Origin of the sequence: Nonomuraea sp. NPDC050383, assembly GCF_044459125.1 — a bacterium.
Classification (GTDB): Bacteria; Actinomycetota; Actinomycetes; order Streptosporangiales; family Streptosporangiaceae; genus Nonomuraea.
Genome location: NZ_JBITIP010000007.1, coordinates 395,729 through 414,317, shown reverse-complemented (window position 1 = coordinate 414,317; position 18,589 = coordinate 395,729). Strand labels below are relative to the sequence as shown.

Sequence of the window (18,589 nt, the reverse complement as noted above, 5' to 3'; positions counted from 1 at the left end):
GCTCGGCGGACAGCCGGCCGGCCAGGGCCGCGGCGCGCTCCGCCAGCGCGGCGGGATCGGCGCGCAGCGCCCGCCGGACCGGCGGGACGGGGCCGCGCAGCGTCGCCTCCAGCGCGGCGAGCGTCAGCTTGTCGACCCGCAGCGCGCGGGCGAGAGGATGCCGCCGGCAGCGTTCGACCAGGTCGTGGCGGCCGAGCAGGAGGCCCGCCTGCGGCCCGCCGAGCAGCTTGTCGCCGCTGGCCGTCACCAGGTCCGCGCCCGCCTGCAGCATGCCGGTGGCGTCGGGCTCGGCGGGCAGCAGCGGCTCGCGGGTGAGCAGCCCGGAGCCGATGTCCACGACGACGGGCACGCCCAGCCCGGCCAGCTCGGGAACCTGGGCGGAGCCGGTGAAGCCCTCGATCCGGAAGTTCGACGGGTGGACCTTGAGTACGAAACCCGTCTCCGGCCCGATGGCGTCCGCGTAGTCGCGGACGGAGGTGCGGTTGGTGGTGCCGACCTCGCGCAGCCGTGCCCCGGTGGAGACGAGCAGGTCGGGGATGCGGAACCCGTCGCCGATCTCCACCAGCTCGCCCCTGCTGATCACGATCTCGCGGCCGGCGGCCAGCGCGGTGGCCGCGAGGACGAGCGCGGCGGCGTTGTTGTTGACGACGTGGACGTCACCGGCGGCGGGGACGGCGCGGGCCAGCGCGTCGAGCGTGCTCCGGCCGCGCCGCGCCCTGGCTCCCGAGGCCAGGTCGAACTCCACGTCGGCGTGGCCCGCCGCGGCGGCCATCGCCTCGACGGCGGCGGCCGACAGCGGCGCCCGGCCGAGGTTGGTGTGGACGAGCACGCCCGTCGCGTTGAGGACGGGGCGCAGGCCCGCGGCCCGCGCCGGGAGGGCGGTCACCGCCGCGTCGGCCACCTCCTCGGGGCCGATCTCGCCGCGCCGCGCCCGCTCCTGGGCCCGCGCCACGGCCTCCTTGACGACCGCCCGGCCCAGCCGCCCGGCGGCCTCGGCCAGCCGCGGGTCGGCGAGCACGGCGTCGGTCCGCGGCACACGCCTTCGCAGGTCCACGTTCCGAACATAAGCGGAGGCGGACGGGAATCGAACCCGCCAGGCCGAGGACCTCGGCCTCGTCGGTTTTGAAGACCGCGGGGGCCACCAGGCGCCCAGACGCCTCCAAGGGAGAACCTACCCGCGGGCGGGTACGGGTCGAGGCGGCACACACCGACGCGGACACACCTGTGCGAGGCCAGCGTGAGCGACATGGGCGACCTGGACGACATGACCGACCTCAGTGACGTAAGCGACGCGACATGACCGACATGAGCGACATCGAGGACGGAGGTGACATCCGGGACATGAGCGGCATCGGCGGCTTGGGGGTCGGCGCTGCGCCCACGGCCCGCCCGGCACCGGGCGCGGTCCGGCTGACCGGGTACGCGCACGGCGGCGGCTGCGCCTGCAAGATCCCGCCCGGCGAGCTGGAGACCATCGTCGCCGCCCTCGCCGGCACGCCCGCGCCCGTGTCACCGGCCGGTGAGCTGATCGTCGGGCTGGACGACGGCGACGACGCGGCCGTGGTGCGCCTGGACGGCGGCCGGGCGGTGGTGGTGACGGCCGACTTCTTCACGCCCGTGGTGGACGACCCGTACGACTGGGGCCGGGTGGCGGCGGCCAACGCCCTGTCGGACGTGTACGCGGTGGGCGGGGAGCCGCTCGTCGCGGTGAACCTGCTGGGCTGGCCCCGCGAGCGGCTGCCCCTGGAGCTGGCGGAGGAGGTGCTGCGCGGCGGCCTGGACGTGGCGCGCGCGGCGGGCTGCCACGTCTCGGGCGGCCACAGCGTGGACGACCCCGAGCCGAAGTACGGCATGGCGGTCACGGGACTGGCCGACCCGGAGCGGCTGCTGCGCATCGGCGCCGGCCGGCCCGGCCTGCCGATCTCGCTGACCAAGCCACTCGGCGTCGGGGTGCTGAACACGCGGCACAAGGCGACGGGTGAGGTGTTCGAGCAGGCGGTCGCCGCGATGACCACGCTGAACCGCGACGCGTCCCGGGCCGCCCTGGCCGCCGGGGTGGAGTGCGCCACGGACGTGACCGGGTTCGGCCTGCTCGGCCACCTCTACAAGCTCGCCAGGGCCGGCCGGGTGACGGCGGTGGTGGACGTGGCGGCGGTGCCGTACCTGGAAGGGGCCCGGGAGGCGCTGCGCGACGGGTACGTGAGCGGCGGCACGCGCCGCAACCTCGACTGGGTACGCCCCCGGCTGGATCCCGGCGGCTACGGCGAGGACGAGCTGCTGCTGCTCGCCGACGCCCAGACCTCCGGCGGGCTCCTGGTGGCCGGCGAGATCCCCGGCGCGCCGGTCATCGGCGAACTCGTCCCCTTCGAGGGGCCGCACCTGCGCCTGCGCTGACCGCACTCCGGGACGGGACGACATCGCCGGCCTGTGACGGCCCCTGGGAACGTGAACCTTCCGGTGCTACCGGGACGCGTACTGCCGGACGAGCTCGTCCGTGGTCCGCGCGACCTGGTCGAGGTCGGCTCCGAGCCCGACCAGCAACCGGGCCGCCACGCTCTCACCGTCGCGGACGAGCGCGAGCAGGATGTGCTCGGTGCCGATGTAGTCGAGGCCGCGCTGCAAGGACTCCCGGTTCGCCCCCTGGAGAGCCTGGGTGGCCGGCGGGGCGAAGGCCAGGTGCCCCGGTGTGGCGGACCGGCCTCGGCCCTGGCTCTCCTCGACCTGCCGGCGCACCTCCTCGAGGGTCAGGCCCAAACCCTTGAGGACCGCGGCGCCCACGCCCTCGCCTTCACGGATCAGGCCGAGGAGGACATGCTCGGTGCCGATGTGGTCGTGGCCGAGCATCCTGGCCTCTTCCTGGGACAGGACCACCACACGCCGCGCCCGGTCGGTGAACTTCTCGAACATGCCGCCGCTCCTCGCCAAAAGTCACTCAAGCCCGGGCAAACCGGTTCTCCTCCTTTCCGCATGCTAGTGGGACACACCGCCGCGCCGGGCGCCCACGACAGGGTGAGACGCCGGGGTATGCGGCGAAGACAGCCGGCCATTCCTCGCGTCGTCGGGCGTTCCTAGGGTCGACCGTGACAGATCGAACCATCTGAGGAGCGTCCCCCATGCGTGCTGTCATCCAGAGTTCTTTCGGCGGCCCCGAGGTCCTGCGCGTCGTCCAGGCCGACCGCCCGCAGCCGCTGTCGGGCGAGGTCCTGGTCCGGGTGCGGGCCAGCGGGCTGAACCCGGTCGACGCCGCCGTGAGGTCCGGCGCCTATCCGCTTCTGGGTCAGCCGCCGTTCGGCGTCGGCTGGGACATCTCCGGTGTCGTGGCCGAGGCCGCTCCCGGTGCCCGGTACAAGGTGGGCGAGGAGGTGTACGGCATGCCGTTCTTCCCCCGCGCCGCGACCGGCTACGCCGAGTACGTGGCCACCCCCTCCCGCCAGGTGGCCCGCAAGCCCGCGTCCCTGGACCATGTCCAGGCCGCGGCCCTTCCCCTGGCCGGGCTCACCGCATGGCAGGGGCTGGTGGACGCGGCGGGCGTCCAGGCGGGTGACCGGGTGCTGATCCACCGGGCCGCGGGCGGGGTCGGCCACCTGGCGGTGCAGATCGCCAAGGCCCGCGGCGCGTACGTGATCGCGCTGGCCAGCGCGGGCAAGCACGAGTTCGTCCGCTCTCTCGGCGCCGACGAGGTGATCGACTACCAGACGGTCGACTTCACCGAGGCCGTCCATGACGTGGACGTCGTCCTCGACTCCAACGCGCGGGGGGAGAGCTCGCTGGCCGTACTCAAGCCCGGCGGGATCCTCGTGAGCATCATGGAGCACGCGAACGCGGAGCTCGCCGCGCGGGTGGAGGCCGCGGGGCGGCGCTTCGCGGGTGTGTCGGTCGAGCCCGACTACGCGGCGCTGGAGGCCATCGCCGCGCTGGTCGACGCCGGCGCGATCCGCCCGCACGTCCAGGAGACCTTCCCGCTGGAGGAAGCCGGGAAGGCGCACGAAGTGCTGGAGGGCGGCCAGGTCCGCGGAAAGCTCGTCCTGACGGTATAAATCACGACATGGACATCCTCGCCGGCGCGCTGGAGTCGATGCGGACCGGGCATCCCACCTCCGTCCGCACCGACGGCCACGCGCCGTGGGGGCTGCGGTTGCCACCCGCCGCGGGCGCCGGCTTCCACGTGGTGCTGCACGGCTCGTGCTGGCTCGTCCCCGAGGACGCCCCGCGCCTGGAGCCGATCCCGTTGGGCGTCGGCGACGTGGTGTTCCTGCGCAGCGGCTCCCGCCACGTCCTGGCCGACCACCCCAGCACTCCGGGCGAGGTGCCGGGACCGGAGCGCTACACCAAGGCTCCGCCGATCGGGTCGGTCGTGCTCGGCGGCGCCGGAACGCGCACCACCCTGCTGTGCGGCAACTACCACCTCGACATGGCCCGGCCGCACCCGCTGGTCCGGCAGCTGCCCGAGGTGGTCCACCTGCGCACGCGGCACGGCCGGCATGTCGAGCTCAGCGCCGTGGTGCGGCTGCTCGGCGCGGAGCTGGAGAATCCGCGTATCGGCTCGGAAGGCATCGTGCCTGCGCTGATCGACTCGCTGCTGCTGTACATCCTGCGCGCCTGGCTGGAGGACCAGCCCGCCGAAGCGGAGGGCTGGTCCGCCGCGCTCCGCGACCCGGCGGTCGCCCCGGCGCTGGCGGCCGTCCACGACACCCCCTCGGCTCCGTGGACGGTGGAGTCCCTGGCCGTACGGTCCGGGCTCTCCCGCGCCGCCTTCGCCAGGCGGTTCACCACCCTGGTCGGCGAACCGCCCATGGCCTACCTGACCCGCTGGCGCCTGACGCTGGCCGCCAAGCTCCTGCGCGACTCCGACGTCCCGCTGCTCACCGTCGCCGCCCGGACGGGCTACAGCACGGAGTTCGCCCTGGCCAGGGCGTTCAAGCGGGAGTACGGCATCGCCCCCGGCGGCTACCGCCGCCAGGCCAGGGCCGCCTGACGGGCTCACGCACTCCGCACGCGTCCCGAACCGCCCTCCGAACCTGGAGGACAGCTCACCACTCCCTCTGGGAACGCGCGGGTGACCGCTTCCATGCGGTTGGAGACCTGCAGCCGCCGGTAGGCGTTCTCCAGGTGCTTGCGCACGGTTCCTTCGGACACGCCCAGCCGGCGGCCGATCTGGAGGTTGGTGTGCCCTGCGGCGAGCAGGTGCAGCAGTTGCCACTGCCGGGGCGTGAGCCGGGGAGCGGGATGCCGCCGCCGTTCGGCGTCCAGGTATGCCTCGTGCAGGTGCGGCCGCAGCAACGTGAGCAGCGCGCGGTCGCGCTCGGAGAAGTCGGGGCCGGGCCCACGGAACAGGAATATCCGCAGGGTCCGGCCGAGGCCGCCGGTCCCCGGCGTCCCGGCGGGCAGGCAGAGCATGAGCTCGTGCTCGATCCCCAGAGGCCGGAAATAATCGCCGTACATGCCGGTGCTGTGCCATTGTCTGGCCGAGTAGAAGTCGGCGATCGTCACGACGCTGCGCAGGTCGCCGCTGCGGTCGGGGTAACTGCAGGGCTGGCAGTCCCAGTAGTGTTCCCAGTGCGTCGCATCGGCGCCCTCATCGGTCGTCTCGTCCCCACCAGGGCCGACCTGCGCCATCCACCACGCCCGCCGGTGACTGTCGAAGCCTGCGACGGTCAGTTCGTCACAGCGGATCTGGCCCATCAGGTCACTGAGCAGAGACGGTGGCAGCCCCTGCGCCGGCACATCGGTGCGGTTCTCACTGACGATCCCCGCCAAGGTGCGCAGATCCAGATCGCTGAGTGATGACGAGCTCCCCATCAGGTTCCCCCTTCACCCGCAGGCCGCACTCAGAATATGCGGCTGCCAGGGCCTTGCGGCATACGCAGACCCTCGTATGGCGTCCGGGTCACGGAGCCGCCCATGCTGATCGTGACCGACCGTGACGCGGCGAATCGGGGCCCATACCCGCTCACATCTGGACCGGGCCCCAGAGGGAAGGCAGTTGTGCGAGTCCACAACAAGATCCTCGGAGGGGCGCTGGCGGCGGCCCTGGCCACCGCCCTGACCATGGCAGGAGCAGGAGCCGCCGACGCCGCGGCGACACCGCTGGTGTTCGACCTCAACGGCACGTTCACCGACGGGGGGTCCGCGCGGCCGGTGATCTCGGACGTCAACGACATCCTGACGGTGGACATGTCCTCCCAGCACCGTCCGACCGCCACCGGTGTCGTGATCAACAGCGACACGATCCTGGTCACCTTCCCCGACGACGCCGCGTACACCGCCAAACTGCAGGCGCCGAACACCATCAGGTGGTCCAACGGTTCGACCTGGCAGAAGCTCAACGTGGTGCGGGTGCCGAACGTGCTCGACGAGACCAAGGACGCGGCCACGTCGATCCTGAACTCCGCGGGCCTCGTCGTCGGCAGGGTGAACAAGGTCGTCGACAAGACGTGCAATCACAACAACACCGTCTCCGATCAGACCCCGGCTGCCGGCACGCTGACCCCTCCGGGAAGCCTGGTGGACCTCACGATCGGGGTGCTGCCGCAGAAGACGCAGTGTCCGTGAACTGCCGGTCGTGAACCGGCGGCACGCGCGAACAAGAGGTGGATCTTCCACCTGACGTGCCTGTGTTCCGCCAGTTCCGTGTCGTCTACAGCGACGATGAGCGGCCCGTCGAAGTGTCGGTTCTGATCAAGGGCGGGCACCTGTACGAATTGTCGTCCCATCAGTCTGCAGAGTGATCCCCGGTGCACGCCCTCACCATGCGGTACCGGGCCCATGCTCGGGGGTGCAGGGGGCCGGAGGACCCCTGCCTGGGGGTGCGGGGGGTTCGGCCCCCCGCTGGACGCAGCCCGAGCCGCCTCGCGCGTGGCGCGTCCTCGCGAGGACCATGCCTGTGAGCCCGAAGGCCATGCCATGGTCCGGGTTCGCCGGTCCAGGCGGTCAGGAGGCGGCGTCGAGGCGTTCTCGTTGGGGGACCACCGTGTACTTCGGGTCGGCGGCCGAGGTGCGGCCCGCCTCCAGGACGCCGAAGCGCGTGCACAGGGAGCCTGCCGTGAGGGCGAGGCCGGACAGGGTCGTGAGGGTACGGCTGCGCCCGGCGACCGCCGCTAGCAGCCCTCCTCCGGCCGTCAGCATCCGGGCGGCGCGCAGGAGGCGGCCCGCCCGGCCCAGCCGGTACGGCTCGCCGACGAGGCCGAGCCGGCGCTGCATGACCTCGCCCGCGACCGTCTCCACGGCCGCCCCGAGGGCCGCCACCGCGCGGGCGGCCCCCGCCTGGGCCCTCGGCGTGGCCAGCATGGCGACTCCCCCGGCGGCGGCCATCGCGCTGCCCGCGAACAGGAACGGCAGCTCCCGGTACGCCTCGTGCCAGGCGGGCACGGCGGTGTCGGCGACCAGGACGGCGGTGTAGGTGGCGGTCAGCGGGCCGGTCAGCGCGGTGGCCAGGAGCGCCGCGTCCCCGGCGGCGGGCAGGACGCCGGTCAGGTCGGAGGTGGCGGCGGCGGCCGACAGCCCGCCCTGGGCGGCCAGGATCCACGAGCCGACGCTCATCGGCGAGGTGGGCTTGAAGACGCGCAGCATGTTGAGGAACCGCTCGGGTCTGCCCAGCTCGGCGGCGAGGAGGGCGGCGCCGGTGGCCGCTCCCACGGCCGCGGCGACGCGGGCGGTCCGGGCGAGGCGCGGGTTGCCGGTGAGCCGGGCCATGACGGCCATCGACGATGAGACGCCAGACATACCCCCCAGATAGAGATATGTCGGCATGTGCGGTTCGTGCCAGACGGGCGCCTTGATCACCGGGCGGCCGTAGTACGAGCGGAACTCGGCCTCCGGCACGACGGCCTTCTCGCCCTTCACCGGGCACCGCGCCCGGGAAGGGCCCGTCGCGACCCCAGGAAGGCGAGGGCCACCGTGCCCGCCGTCGACAGAGCCGCCGCGCCCGCCCAGCGCCACATCGCCGGCAGGTCACGCGTGGTCACCACCGGGTCCGGCGGCAGGCCGTACACCTCGGGCTCGTCCAGGAGCAGGAAGAACGCCCCCGCTCCCCCCACCCCGTCGGACGGGCTCTCGCCGTACAGGCGGGCCTCCTCGTGGCCGTCGGCGCGCAGCCGCGTCACCCGCTCCTCGGCGCGCTCCCGCAGCTCGTCCAGGGGCCCGAACTGGATCGAGTCGGTGGGGCACGCCTTGGCGCAGGCCGGTTCGAGGCCGCCGCGCTGCCGGTCGTAGCACATCGTGCACTTCCAGGCGCGTCCGTCGTCCTCCCGCCGGTCGATGACCCCGTACGGGCAGGCGGGCACGCAGTAGCCGCAACCGTTGCAGATGTCGGCCTGCACCACCACCGTGTCGAACTCGGTCCGGAACAGCGCCCCCGTCGGGCAGACGTCCAGGCAGGCGGCGTGCGTGCAGTGCTTGCACACGTCGGAGGACATCAGCCACCGGTCCACCCCGTCGCCGTCGCCGTCGCCGGCCTGGTCGCCGTGGACGGCCACCGGGCGCGACTGCTCGATGAACGCCACGTGCCGCCACGTGCTCGCGCCCAGCATGCCGGTGTTGTCGTAGGAGGTGGCCTCGAAGACGAACCCGTCGTCGGGCAGCTGGTTCCACTCCTTGCAGGCCACCTCGCACGCCTTGCACCCGATGCAGACGCTGGTGTCGGTGAAGAACCCCATCCGCTCAGCCATGGCGGTACGCCTCCAGCAGGTCGAGCGCCGCCCGGCCCCTCGGCCGCCGGCCCGGCCGTACGTCGCAGGTCATCGCCTTGCCCTCCTGGATGTAGACGTTCGGGTCGAGCACCAGCGGCGTCAGGTCGTTGACGACGTCGCCGGTGACCAGGCCGCCGCCGCCCCACCCCCAGTGGTACGGCAGCCCGACCTGGTGGATCACCCTGCCCTCGACGCGCAGCGGCTTCATGCGCCCGGTGACCAGCACCCTGGCCTCCAGGACGGCCCGGCTGGTCACGATCGTGGCCCAGTCGCCGTCGGCCAGCCGCAGGCGGGCCGCGAGCCGCGGGTCGATCTCGCAGAACAGCTCGGGCTGCAGCTCGGCGAGGTAGGCCAGCGGCCGGCTCATGCCGCCCGCCGTGTGGTGCTCGGTCAGCCGGTACGTGGTCAGCACGTACGGGAAGGCCGGCCCCGGCGCGTTGTACGGGCTCTCGGGGCGGTCGTAGGTGCGGCGCGCGGGGTTGGCCCGCTGGCCGTACAGCGGATTGGGGACCGGCGACTCGTGCGGCTCGTAGTGGGCGGGCAGCGGCCCGTCGGCGAGCCCGGCCGGCACGTACAGCCAGCCCTTGCCGTCGGACTGCATGATGAACGGGTCGGTGCCGGCGAGCGCGGCCTGGGCCCGCGCGCCCTCCGGCGGCACGTAGTCGGGCGGCTTGCCGATCTCGCAGTCGGGCACGTCGTGGCCGGTCCACTCGCCCCGCTCGGCGTCCCACCACACGTACGCCTTGCGCTCGCTCCACGGGCGGCCGTCGGGGTCGGCGGAGGCCCGGTTGTAGAGGATGCGCCGGTTGGCCGGCCACGCCCAGCCCCATTCGGGCGCCACGACGCTCTGCTCGCGGCCGGGGCGGCGGCGGGCGGCCTGGTTGACCTCGTCGGCGTAGACGCCGCAGTAGATCCAGCACCCGCAGGCCGTGGACCCGTCGGGCTTGAGCGCCGTGGACGACGACAGGGCCCGCCCGTCGGGGCCCACCCCGTTGATCTCGCGGAGCACGGCCTCGGCCGAGGGGTCCCGGTGCTCGCCCTGCTCGGGGTAGTCCCAGGTCAGCTCACGTACCGGGCGGTCCATCTCGTCGCCGGTCATCCGCTGCCTGACGAGCCTGCCGAGGTGGTAGTAGAACCACAGGTCGCTGCGGCAGTCGCCGGGCGGGTCGAGCGCCTTCTCGCGCCACTGGAGCAGCCGCTGCGTGTTGGTGAAGCTGCCCTCCTTCTCCACGTGGCTCGCGGCGGGCAGGAAGAACACCTCGGTGCCGATGTCCTCGGTGCGCAGCTCGCCGGTCTCCAGCTCCGGGCCGTCCCGCCAGAACGTGGCGGTCTCCACCAGGGTCAGGTCGCGTACGACGAGCCAGTCGAGGTTGGCCAGGCCGAGGCGCTGCGCCCGGCCGCCGGAGGAGCCGACGGCGGGGTTCTCCCCGATCACGAAGTAGCCCTTGACGGTGCCGTCGATCTGGCCCATCACGGTGGTGTAGTGGCCGTGGTCACCGGTCAGGCGCGGCAGGTACTCGAAGCAGAAGTCGTGGTCCTCGGTCGCCGCCTCGCCCCACCACGCCTTGAGCAGGCTCACCAGGTACGAGCGCCGGTTGCCCCAGAAGCCGGTCTCGCCGCCCTCGCTCCGCAGGTAGTGGTTCAGGTCGTCGTGCCGGTGGGCGTCGGGCATGGCGAGGTAGCCGGGCAGGATGTTGAACAGTGTCGGGATGTCGGTGGAGCCCTGGATGCTGGCGTGGCCGCGCAGCGCCATGATGCCGCCGCCGGGCCGGCCCATGTTGCCGAGGAGGAGCTGCAGGATCGAGGCGGTGCGGATGTACTGCGCGCCGACGGTGTGCTGGGTCCAGCCGACCGAGTAGACCCAGGCGGTGGTGCGCTCCCGGCCGGAGTTGGCGGTGACGGCCTCGGCCAGCTCGGCGAAGCCGTCCCGGGAGATGCCGCACAGCCGCTCGACCAGCTCCGGGGTGTAGCGGGCGAAGTGCCGCCCGAGGATCTGGTAGACGCAGCGCGGGTCGGTCAGCGTCGGGTCGGTTCTGGGGCTGGGGTGCGCGCCGGCGCCGCCCGCCCCGTAGGTCTCGGCCCCCGCCGCGGCGGCATGCCGCGTGCCGCCCTCGGCGTGCTCGTCCGCCGCCGGTTCGCCCGTGGACTCGTAGGCCCAGCTGCTCGGGTCGTAGGTGGCGCTCTCCGGGTCCCAGCCGGAGAACAGCCCGTCGAGGTCCTCGGTGTCGCGGAAGTCCTCCGACACGATCGTGGCTGCGTTGGTGTAGGCCAGCACGTAGTCGCGGAAGTCGAGCCCGTTCTCCAGCACGTGGTTGATCAGCGCGCCGAGCAGGACGATGTCACTGCCCGCGCGGATCGGCAGGTGCCGGTCGGCCACCGCGCTGGTGCGGGTGAAGCGCGGGTCCACGTGGAAGACCCTGGCGCCCCGCTGCTTGGCCTCCATCACCCACTGGAAGCCCACGGGGTGGCATTCGGCCATGTTGGAGCCCTGGATGACGATGCAGTCCGCCCTCGCCAGATCCTGCTGGAAGGTGGTCGCGCCGCCACGCCCGAAGCTGGTCCCCAGACCGGGGACGGTGGCGGAGTGTCAAATACGGGCCTGGTTCTCCACCTGGATGGCGCCGAGGGCGGTGTAGAGCTTCTTCATCAGGTAGTTCTCTTCGTTGTCGAGCGTCGCCCCGCCCAAGCCGGCGATGCCCATCGTGCGGCGCACGACCTTGCCCTCGTGGGTCTCCTGCCACGTCTCCCGCCGCGTGCGCACCACCCGGTCGGCGATCATCTCCATCGCGGTCGCCAGATCGAGCCGCTCCCATTCCGTGCCGTACGGCCTGCGGTAGAGCACCTGCGTCTGGCGGCCAGGATGGGTCACGAGCTGCTTGCTGGCCGAGCCCTTGGGACACAGCCGCCCGCGCGAGATCGGGGAGTCGGGGTCGCCCTCGATCTGGGTGACCCGGCCGTCCTTGACGTAGACGAGCTGGCCGCAGCCGACCGCGCAGTACGGGCAGACGGAGCGGGCGACCTTGTCGGCCTCCTCGGTGCGGGGCCGGAGCGCGTCGGTGCGGGCGGAGCGCGCGGCGCCGCCTCGCCCGTCCTCGCCCCTGAGCTGCCGGATCACCGGCCAGCGGGCGAACCACCCACTACCTGGCACGAGCGGGGTCCTGCCCGGTTTGGCCCGATCTATTCCTGGCGTCCGCCATGGATGGGGAATGCGGCCGGCCCGCCGGCCGTTGCCCTGGACGCGGGCCCGTTGCGGGACCCGCCCGGACGAGACGCGCCGTACCCGGCCTGACAAGACGACGCTCCCAGAGAGGAGCCGTCATGGCCTGGTTCATGATCGTCGCCGCCGGCCTGTTCGAGGTCGCCATGGCCTACTCGCTCAAGCTCAGCGACGGGTTCTCGTCGCTGCCGCCGAGCATCGGCTTCGGCGTCTTCGCGGTCGCCAGCTTCGCTCTGCTCGCGTTCGCCCTGAAGAGCCTGGAGGTCGGCACGGCCTACGCGGTGTGGACGGGCATCGGCGCGGTGGGCACCGCCGTCCTGGGCATGATCGCCCTCGGCGAGGACGCGTCCCTTCTCAAGATCGTGTCGATCGCCCTCATCCTCGGCGGCGTCGTCGGCCTCAACCTGGCCGGCGCCGGCCACTGAACCCGCCGGCTCAGCCCCGCCGGCGTCGTCCAGCGCGGGGCGCGGCGATCACCCTGACACGCTCGCCTGCCACGCCGCCCGAGCCGGATCTTGTCCAAGTCTTGACCGCGTGCTGGGCTTTCTTTCTGATCGACATGCACGAGGGTTCACCCTTCGGTCATGACGCCTTCATAACCTCGCATATGTGTCGAAGATGACCGCGATGCTCCTGTCCATGCTGCTCACCGCCGCCGGGCTGACGGTTCACGTGCTGCGGAGCCTGCCCGCGACGACCACGACCGCCTCGGACCGTACGGACATGATCGTCGCGTCGGGCTCGACGGCGCAGCTCACGGCGATGAACGCCTGGCGGGCGGACTTCCAGGCGATCCATCCCGGCACGAGGATCGACTACCGGGCCAACGGCTCCGGCGCCGGGGTGCGCGACTTCATCGGGGGCGCCACCGCGTTCGCGGGCTCGGACCGCGTGATGAACCCTCAGGAGCAGGCGGCGGCCGACGGCAGGTGCCGCGGCCGGGCGCTGCACCTGCCGATGGTGGCGGGCCCGATCGCAGTGGCCTACAACCTGCCGTCCGTGCCGGGCCTGAGGCTGTCGCCCGGCACCCTCGCCGGGGTGTTCGGCGGGCGGATCACCACCTGGGACGACCCGTCGATCGCCGCGGAGAACCCCGGCGCGGACCTCCCCCAGGGGGGCATCGAGGTCCTCCACCGCTCCGACGACTCGGGCACGAGCCACGGCTTCGCCGCCTACCTGGCCGCGGGCGGCTCCCCGTCACACCGGTCACGGGGAACGTGGCCGGTGGCGGGACGCGGCGTCCAGGGCTCCGACGGCATGGCCAGGGCCATCCGGGACGGCTGGGGGACGATCGGGTACGTGGAGTACGGATTCGCGGGCCGCGCGGGGCTGGCCACGGCGAAGGTCCGCAACGGCGCGGGCGAGTTCGTCGCGCTGTCGCCCGAGGGCGCGACCCAGGGGCTGGAGAACGCCCGGATCGACGACGGAGGCGGCGGCCTGATGATGACCCTCGACTACACGGGCAGGAGGCGGGGGGCGTACCCGATCGCCCTGGTCACCTACGAGATCGTCTGCGCGCGGGGGGCGGCGCCGCTCACCCGGAGCTTCCTGCGGTACGCGGCGGGCAACGCGGGCCAGTCGTACCTGTCGCTGCTCGGCTACGCCCCGATGCCGCAGGAGGTCATCGCCCGGGTACGGGCCCGCCTGGCCGCCATGGCCTGAACGCCTGGGCGTGCCGTTCTCAGGTGTCGTCGTGGTCGGGGTCGTAGTCGGTGGGCTCGGCGGGCAGCGTGTAGCGGTCGGCGATGAGGCCGGCGATCCGCCGCCGCCCGGACTCCGGCTCCTCACGGCAGTCCCGCTCCGCCTCCGCCACCTCCTCCGCCAGGTCCGCGTCGCCCAGGCTCTCGCGGATCCAGGTGGAGTAGTCGCCCCGCCGCAGGTGGTGCAGCCACGTCTCGTCGTCCACGCCCGCGGCCAGCTCGACGAACGTGTGCAGGTTGCGCGCCCGCAGCCGCAGCCGTCCCTCGGGGCCGGTGAAGTAGAAGCTCTTGTCCTTGGACATGGTGCCAGTCGCGTACTTGCGCCGGTGCCGCGTCCGCTCCACCTCGCCGGGCGCCGGCGTGACGCGCCGCGCCCGTTCCGTGCCGACCCGCCACAGCGCGGGGTCGCCGTCCCGCGGCGACCCCGCGCGCGGCGGGTCGTACCCGGCGGCGGTGGCGAAGGCCGCCAGCGTGGCCGCGGGGTCCCGGCCCACGGCCAGGACGGAGGTCATGAGCCGCAGGGCGGCCGGGCTCACCGCGTCGGGATGAACGGTGATCATCAGCAGCGAGCCGACGTCCCCGGCCGCGTGCAACGGCACGTGCCTCAGCTCGGCGGGCATCACGTGGTGGACCTCGTCGACCACGACCCAGTGCGGGTGACCGAGCCCGGCCCGCAGGGAGGCGAGGCGGGGCAGCAGCTCGGCGAAGTACGCGGGCCGGTCCCGCAGCCGCAGCCCGATCAGGTTGACCACGACGCTGTGATCCGGCAGCCGCAGCGCGTGCAGCACCTCCTCGACGGCGGGCACCCGCTCCGGGTCGCCGAGGACGATCACGCCGGGGTAGTCGGCGTAGTCGCCCTCCGGGTCGACGATCACGCACTGGTAGCCGGCGCCGACCAGCCGCTCCAGCAGCGCCGTGGTCACCGTGGACTTGCCGCTCCCGGACGGGCCGGCCACCATCATCCCCACCCCGTACGGGGGCAGCCGCACCTCACCGCCGCCATCGCCATCATCGGCGTCGGCGTCGCCGAGGAGGATGTGCCTGCGGGGCACCTCCACGGCGTCCAGCTCACCCGACAGCATCAGCCCGGCCAGCTCCCTCACCCCGGCGCCGGCCTCGCCCGCCAGGCGCACGTCGCAGGTGTCCTTGAGCGAGGGCAGGGCGTTGGCGACGGCGGCCCCGCACTCGGCGGCGGTGAGGAAGGCGTGGTCGTTCTCCGCGTCGCCGACCGCGACGACGCTGCGCGGCGACAGCTCCAGGCGCTCGGCAGCGGCGGCCAAGCCGCTCGCCTTGTTCACTCCTGGGGGCAGCACCATGACCGCGCCCTTGTTGTAGATCACCTGTAGCTCCAGGCCCAGGTCACGGATCGCGGCGAGGACCTGGACGTCGTACGGGGTCCTCGTGGCGACCAGCACCCGTCCGACGCCGAGCGGGCTGACCCCCTCGGCGCGCAGCCGCTCGGCGAGTTCGGGCGGCGGCGCGTCGGCCAGCGGCTCGGCGTGCCGCTGCGCGGGGTCGTACAGCAGGCCGCCGTTCTCGGCGACCACGAGGTCGAACACCCCGGCGTCCGGGAAGACCTCCAGCAGGTCCTCCAGCTCGCGCCCGATCACCATGAGCAGCTTGACCCCGGCCCGGGAGAGCCGCTCCAGCGCCTCGACCGTCTCCGGCTCGACCCGGCCGTTCCTGGCGAGGGTCCCGTCGTAGTCGCAGGCCAGTGCGTGGTAGCGCATGCCCACCCCCCTACCCCGCCTGACCGGGGCATCCGGACCGCCGGGTGAAGGCCGGGTGAACGTCCGGCCTCCGGTCGCGCCGCCTCAGGGACGGGTGGCCCTGAGCCCGTCGAGCAGGACGGTCGTGAGCGGGTCGTCAGGCCGGGCGCCGGGACGGCAGATCGCCACGTCGAGCAGGTCGAGCACGTCCTGCGGGGTGATGTCGCGGCGCACGCCGCCCTCCTCCTGGGCCACCCTCTGAGCCGCCCTCCTGCGCGGCTGACGCCCTCTGAGCAGTCCCGCCTCACGGGCGGTCGGCCCGATCCTCCCGCACCGTGTCACCCCTGGGCATCCGGGTACGGGGCGGAGAAGGCCCGGAGTCACGGGCGCCGTTCGGGGAGGGACCGTTCGGAAGGGAGATGGACTGGCGGTGACGACACACATGAGCACGACGACCGACAGACTCGCCCGGACCCTGGGATGGGTCAGTCTGGCGCTGGGCACGGCGCAACTGGCGGCGACCGACGCCGTCACGCGTCTGGCCGGCGTCGACGACTCCCCGGCGGCCAAGGGCGTCACGAGACTCGTCGGCGGGCGGGAGCTCCTGCACGCGGGCATGCTGCTGGGCGGCCGTACCCCGGCGCGGTGGGCGTGGACCAGAGTGGCCGGCGACGCGATCGACCTGGCCGTGCTGGGCGCGGCGCTGGCCCGGCGCACGGGTGAGCGGCGGCGCCGCGTGACCGCCGCGACCGCCGCGATCGCCGGCATCACGGCCCTCGACCTGCTGTGCGCGGTACGCGGCGCGGGTCCCGGCCGGGGCCCGCTGAGGCTGCACGCCTCGATCACGATCAACCGGCCGCGCGAGGAGGTGTACCGGTTCTGGCGCGACCTGGAGAACCTGCCGACCTTCATGGCCCACCTGGAGTCGGTGCGGGAGGTCGGCGAGGGCCGCTCCCTGTGGAAGGCGAGGGGGCCGGTGACGGACCTCCGGTGGGAGGCCGAGATCATCGACGACCGGGCCGGCGAGCTCATCGCCTGGGGCTCGGTGCGCGGCGCCACCGTGACCACCGGCGGCAGGGTCGCCTTCACCGACGGTCCGGGCGGGCGGGGCACCGTGGTGGACGTCGCCATGGAGTACACCGTGCCCGGCCGTGCCCTGGGCGCCGCGTTCGCCAAGCTGCTCGGCGAGCACCCGGAGCAGCAGGTCCGCGACGACCTGCGCCGCTTCAAGCAGGTCATGGAGACCGGCGAGGTCGTCCGCTCGGACGCCAGCCCCGAAGGAACCCGTGCGCTGCGGCAGCTCAGGCAGCGCCCCGCACAACCCGTGGGAGGACGGTCATGAAGGCGAACTGCTGGATGGGCCGCAACACCGTCGAGGTGCACGACGTTCCGGAGCCGCGGCTGCTCAACTCCCGCGACGCGATCGTGCGCATCACCTCGACCGCCATCTGCGGCTCCGACCTGCACCTGGTCGACGGCTACATCCCGACCGTGAAGAAGGGCGACGTCCTCGGCCACGAGTTCATGGGCGAGGTGGTGGAGGTCGGCCCGGGGGTGCACAACCTGCGCGCCGGCGACCGGGTGGTCGTGCCGTTCCCGATCGCCTGCGGCAACTGCTTCGCCTGCGAGGAGGGCCTGTACTCCATCTGCGAGAACTCCAACCCCAACGCCGGGCTGGCGGAGAAGTTCATGGGCCACTCGCCCGCGGGCATCTTCGGCTACTCCCACATGCTGGGCGGCTTCGCGGGCGGGCAGGCCGAGTACGCGCGCGTGCCGTTCGCGGACGTCGGGCCCATCAAGATCGAGGACGACCTGCCGGACGAGAAGGTGCTGTTCCTGTCGGACATCCTGCCGACCGGGTACATGGGCGCGGAGATGTGCGACATCAAGCCCGGCCAGACGGTCGCCGTCTGGGGCGCGGGGCCGGTCGGGCAGTTCGCCGTGGCCAGCGCATTCCTGCTCGGCGCGGACCGGGTGATCTGCATCGACCGGTTCCCGTACCGGCTGCGGTACGCCGAGCGCGCCGGAGCGGAGGTGCTCGACTACGAGCGCGTGGACGTGCTGGAGGCGCTGCGCGACATGACGGGCGGGCGCGGGCCGGACGCCTGCATCGACGCCGTCGGCATGGAGGCGCACCACCCCACCCCGGCCATGTACGCCTACGACCGCACCAAGCAGGCCGCCAGGATGGAGACCGAGCGGCCGTACGCGCTGCGGGAGGCGATCCTGTCCTGCCGCAACGGCGGGGTGGTGTCGGTCATCGGCGTCTACGGCGGGCTGCTGGACAAGTTCCCGATGGGCGCGCTGATGAACCGCTCGCTGACCATCCGCACCGGCCAGTGCCACGTGCAGCGCTACCTGCGCCCGCTCCTGGACCGGATCCGCAACGGGGAGATCGACCCGAGCTTCGTCATCTCGCACCGGATGCCGCTGAGCGAGGCGCCGCGCGGGTTCGACCTGTTCAAGAACAAGCAGGACGAGTGCAACAAGGTCGTCCTGACGCCGTAGGGCCTGGCGGGGCCGAGCGGCTGGCCTACGTAGCCGCGTTCGACCGCCGGGCGGCCCGGCCCGACGCGATCGCCGTCGTCGGCACCGACGCGCCCTCACCGGTGGGCGGGCCGGACGACGACGGCAGCGACGATCAGCACTGCGAAAGCGGCCAGCGCGGTCAGGGTGCGGACGGTGTGGAACAGCTCCCAGCGCCGCAGGATCTCCGCGTGGCCGGCCGGAGCCCCCGTGGCGGCCCACGTGCGGAAGTACGCGTGCAGGGGGACGTTGCCGAACACCGTCACGAGCAGGGAGGTCAGCGTCAGCCCGCCGGCCGCGGCCGCCAGCCGCCGCGACACGCCGCGGGCCAGCACCGCCGACGCGACACAGGACAGGATCGACAGCGCCATCGCGCTCTGCATGACCGGCTCGTTGACCTTCATCATCGCGGTGTGGAAGGTCAGGCGCACGTCCAGCGGCACCACGTCGAACGTGGGCACGACATTGGCCGCGCCGTATCCGAACGCGCCGGCGAGCAGCCCGGTGGCCAGCAGCGCGAGCCCCTGGACGTACCGGACTCGGGGAGAGGTTTCCATGGCCTGTGATCGTCCACCACGGAAGGCGGGGCGGTCGTCCCGCCGGCGAAGCTGCCGCGGCTACGACACCGGGCGCAGGCGCCCGGGGCCGGTCTACCACGCCGGGAGTAGCCCGGAGAATATGAGCCGTCCGGGGCGGGGTTACGCCCGCATCGGGCAATATTTCGCACTGACGCGGCATAGATCTTGGCAG

General features: G+C 73.0%; 16 protein-coding genes, 1 tRNA gene, 1 pseudogene and 1 riboswitch. Of the genes and pseudogenes, 8 read left to right on the top strand and 10 right to left on the bottom strand.

From position 1 onward, the window contains the following. Both selA and ACIBG4_RS20565 read right to left on the bottom strand, forming a co-directional pair. The coding region (gene selA / locus ACIBG4_RS20570; RefSeq protein WP_397203133.1) for an L-seryl-tRNA(Sec) selenium transferase at nt 1–1,054 on the bottom strand (1,054 nt) is incomplete at its 3' end. 13 nt (nt 1,055–1,067) lie between these two features. Next, nucleotides 1,068–1,161: transfer RNA gene (locus ACIBG4_RS20565), tRNA-Sec, on the bottom strand. 135 nt (nt 1,162–1,296) lie between these two features. On the opposite strand from ACIBG4_RS20565, the gene selD reads away from it, so the two are divergent. After that, a complete protein-coding gene (selD, locus tag ACIBG4_RS20560) occupies nt 1,297–2,394 on the top strand; it encodes a selenide, water dikinase SelD (protein WP_397203132.1) in 1,098 nt (365 codons plus the stop codon). A gap of 69 nt (nt 2,395–2,463) precedes the next feature. On the opposite strand, the pseudogene ACIBG4_RS20555 reads toward selD, so the two are convergent. Beyond that, nucleotides 2,464–2,907, bottom strand: a pseudogene (locus ACIBG4_RS20555) (Clp protease N-terminal domain-containing protein); the annotation flags it as partial. A 206-nt stretch (nt 2,908–3,113) separates the two neighbouring features. Here ACIBG4_RS20555 and ACIBG4_RS20550 point away from each other — a divergent pair. Both ACIBG4_RS20550 and ACIBG4_RS20545 read left to right on the top strand, forming a co-directional pair. Then, nucleotides 3,114–4,037, top strand: coding sequence for an NADP-dependent oxidoreductase (locus ACIBG4_RS20550; RefSeq protein WP_397203131.1), 924 nt, complete (start codon nt 3,114–3,116; stop codon nt 4,035–4,037). An 8-nt stretch (nt 4,038–4,045) separates the two neighbouring features. Beyond that, on the top strand, nt 4,046–4,975 hold the full coding sequence (locus ACIBG4_RS20545) for an AraC family transcriptional regulator (protein ID WP_397203130.1): 930 nt from the start codon (nt 4,046–4,048) through the stop codon (nt 4,973–4,975). Between the two features lie 5 nt (nt 4,976–4,980). Here the strand turns inward: ACIBG4_RS20545 and ACIBG4_RS20540 are convergent, their stop codons facing one another. After that, the gene (locus tag ACIBG4_RS20540) at nt 4,981–5,799 is read right to left on the bottom strand and encodes a LuxR C-terminal-related transcriptional regulator (RefSeq protein ID WP_397203129.1); all 819 of its coding nucleotides are present in this window, start codon (nt 5,797–5,799) and stop codon (nt 4,981–4,983) included. A gap of 186 nt (nt 5,800–5,985) precedes the next feature. Here ACIBG4_RS20540 and ACIBG4_RS20535 point away from each other — a divergent pair, with 186 nt between their 5' ends. Further along, a complete protein-coding gene (locus tag ACIBG4_RS20535) occupies nt 5,986–6,552 on the top strand; it encodes a PASTA domain-containing protein (protein ID WP_397203127.1) in 567 nt (188 codons plus the stop codon). 378 nt (nt 6,553–6,930) lie between these two features. Here the strand turns inward: ACIBG4_RS20535 and nrfD are convergent, their stop codons facing one another. Genes nrfD through fdh form a run of 3 tightly spaced genes read right to left on the bottom strand, consistent with a single transcriptional unit; the run spans nt 6,931 to nt 11,835 of the window. Further along, a complete protein-coding gene (gene nrfD / locus ACIBG4_RS20530; protein ID WP_397203126.1) occupies nt 6,931–7,842 on the bottom strand; it encodes an NrfD/PsrC family molybdoenzyme membrane anchor subunit in 912 nt (303 codons plus the stop codon). Then, complete coding sequence (locus tag ACIBG4_RS20525) at nt 7,839–8,666, bottom strand: 4Fe-4S dicluster domain-containing protein (protein ID WP_310714955.1); 828 nt, start codon at nt 8,664–8,666, stop codon at nt 7,839–7,841. The genes nrfD and ACIBG4_RS20525 overlap by 4 nt, the downstream gene beginning before the upstream one ends. Beyond that, complete coding sequence (fdh, locus tag ACIBG4_RS20520) at nt 8,659–11,835, bottom strand: formate dehydrogenase (protein ID WP_397203125.1); 3,177 nt, start codon at nt 11,833–11,835, stop codon at nt 8,659–8,661. Before fdh ends, ACIBG4_RS20525 begins: the two co-directional genes overlap by 8 nt. Before the next feature lie 88 nt (nt 11,836–11,923). Next, nucleotides 11,924–11,990: riboswitch (guanidine-III (ykkC-III) riboswitch) on the top strand. 15 nt (nt 11,991–12,005) lie between these two features. Between fdh and ACIBG4_RS20515 the strand changes: the two genes are divergently transcribed. Together ACIBG4_RS20515 and pstS are read left to right on the top strand one after the other, a co-directional pair. Further along, nucleotides 12,006–12,329 carry a DMT family transporter gene (locus tag ACIBG4_RS20515; protein WP_397203124.1) on the top strand — a complete coding sequence of 108 codons (324 nt, stop codon included), beginning with the start codon at nt 12,006–12,008 and terminating at the stop codon, nt 12,327–12,329. A gap of 193 nt (nt 12,330–12,522) precedes the next feature. Then, a complete protein-coding gene (gene pstS, locus ACIBG4_RS20510; RefSeq protein WP_397203139.1) occupies nt 12,523–13,566 on the top strand; it encodes a phosphate ABC transporter substrate-binding protein PstS in 1,044 nt (347 codons plus the stop codon). A 19-nt stretch (nt 13,567–13,585) separates the two neighbouring features. On the opposite strand, the gene ACIBG4_RS20505 is transcribed toward pstS, so the two are convergent. Further along, nucleotides 13,586–15,334 (bottom strand): HAD-IIB family hydrolase, encoded by a 1,749-nt coding sequence (locus ACIBG4_RS20505; RefSeq protein WP_397203123.1) that lies wholly within the window; start codon nt 15,332–15,334, stop codon nt 13,586–13,588. An 84-nt stretch (nt 15,335–15,418) separates the two neighbouring features. Further along, nucleotides 15,419–15,547 (bottom strand): hypothetical protein, encoded by a 129-nt coding sequence (locus tag ACIBG4_RS20500; RefSeq protein WP_397203122.1) that lies wholly within the window; start codon nt 15,545–15,547, stop codon nt 15,419–15,421. A 208-nt stretch (nt 15,548–15,755) separates the two neighbouring features. Between ACIBG4_RS20500 and ACIBG4_RS20495 the strand changes: the two genes are divergently transcribed. Continuing rightward, on the top strand, nt 15,756–16,655 hold the full coding sequence (locus ACIBG4_RS20495; protein WP_397203121.1) for an SRPBCC family protein: 900 nt from the start codon (nt 15,756–15,758) through the stop codon (nt 16,653–16,655). Further along, nucleotides 16,652–17,821 (top strand): zinc-dependent alcohol dehydrogenase, encoded by a 1,170-nt coding sequence (locus tag ACIBG4_RS20490; protein ID WP_397203120.1) that lies wholly within the window; start codon nt 16,652–16,654, stop codon nt 17,819–17,821. Before ACIBG4_RS20495 ends, ACIBG4_RS20490 begins: the two co-directional genes overlap by 4 nt. Nucleotides 17,822–17,916: 95 nt before the next feature. On the opposite strand, the gene ACIBG4_RS20485 is transcribed toward ACIBG4_RS20490, so the two are convergent. Continuing rightward, nucleotides 17,917–18,396, bottom strand: coding sequence for a DUF1772 domain-containing protein (locus ACIBG4_RS20485; RefSeq protein WP_310714938.1), 480 nt, complete (start codon nt 18,394–18,396; stop codon nt 17,917–17,919). Nucleotides 18,397–18,589: the final 193 nt, after the last annotated feature.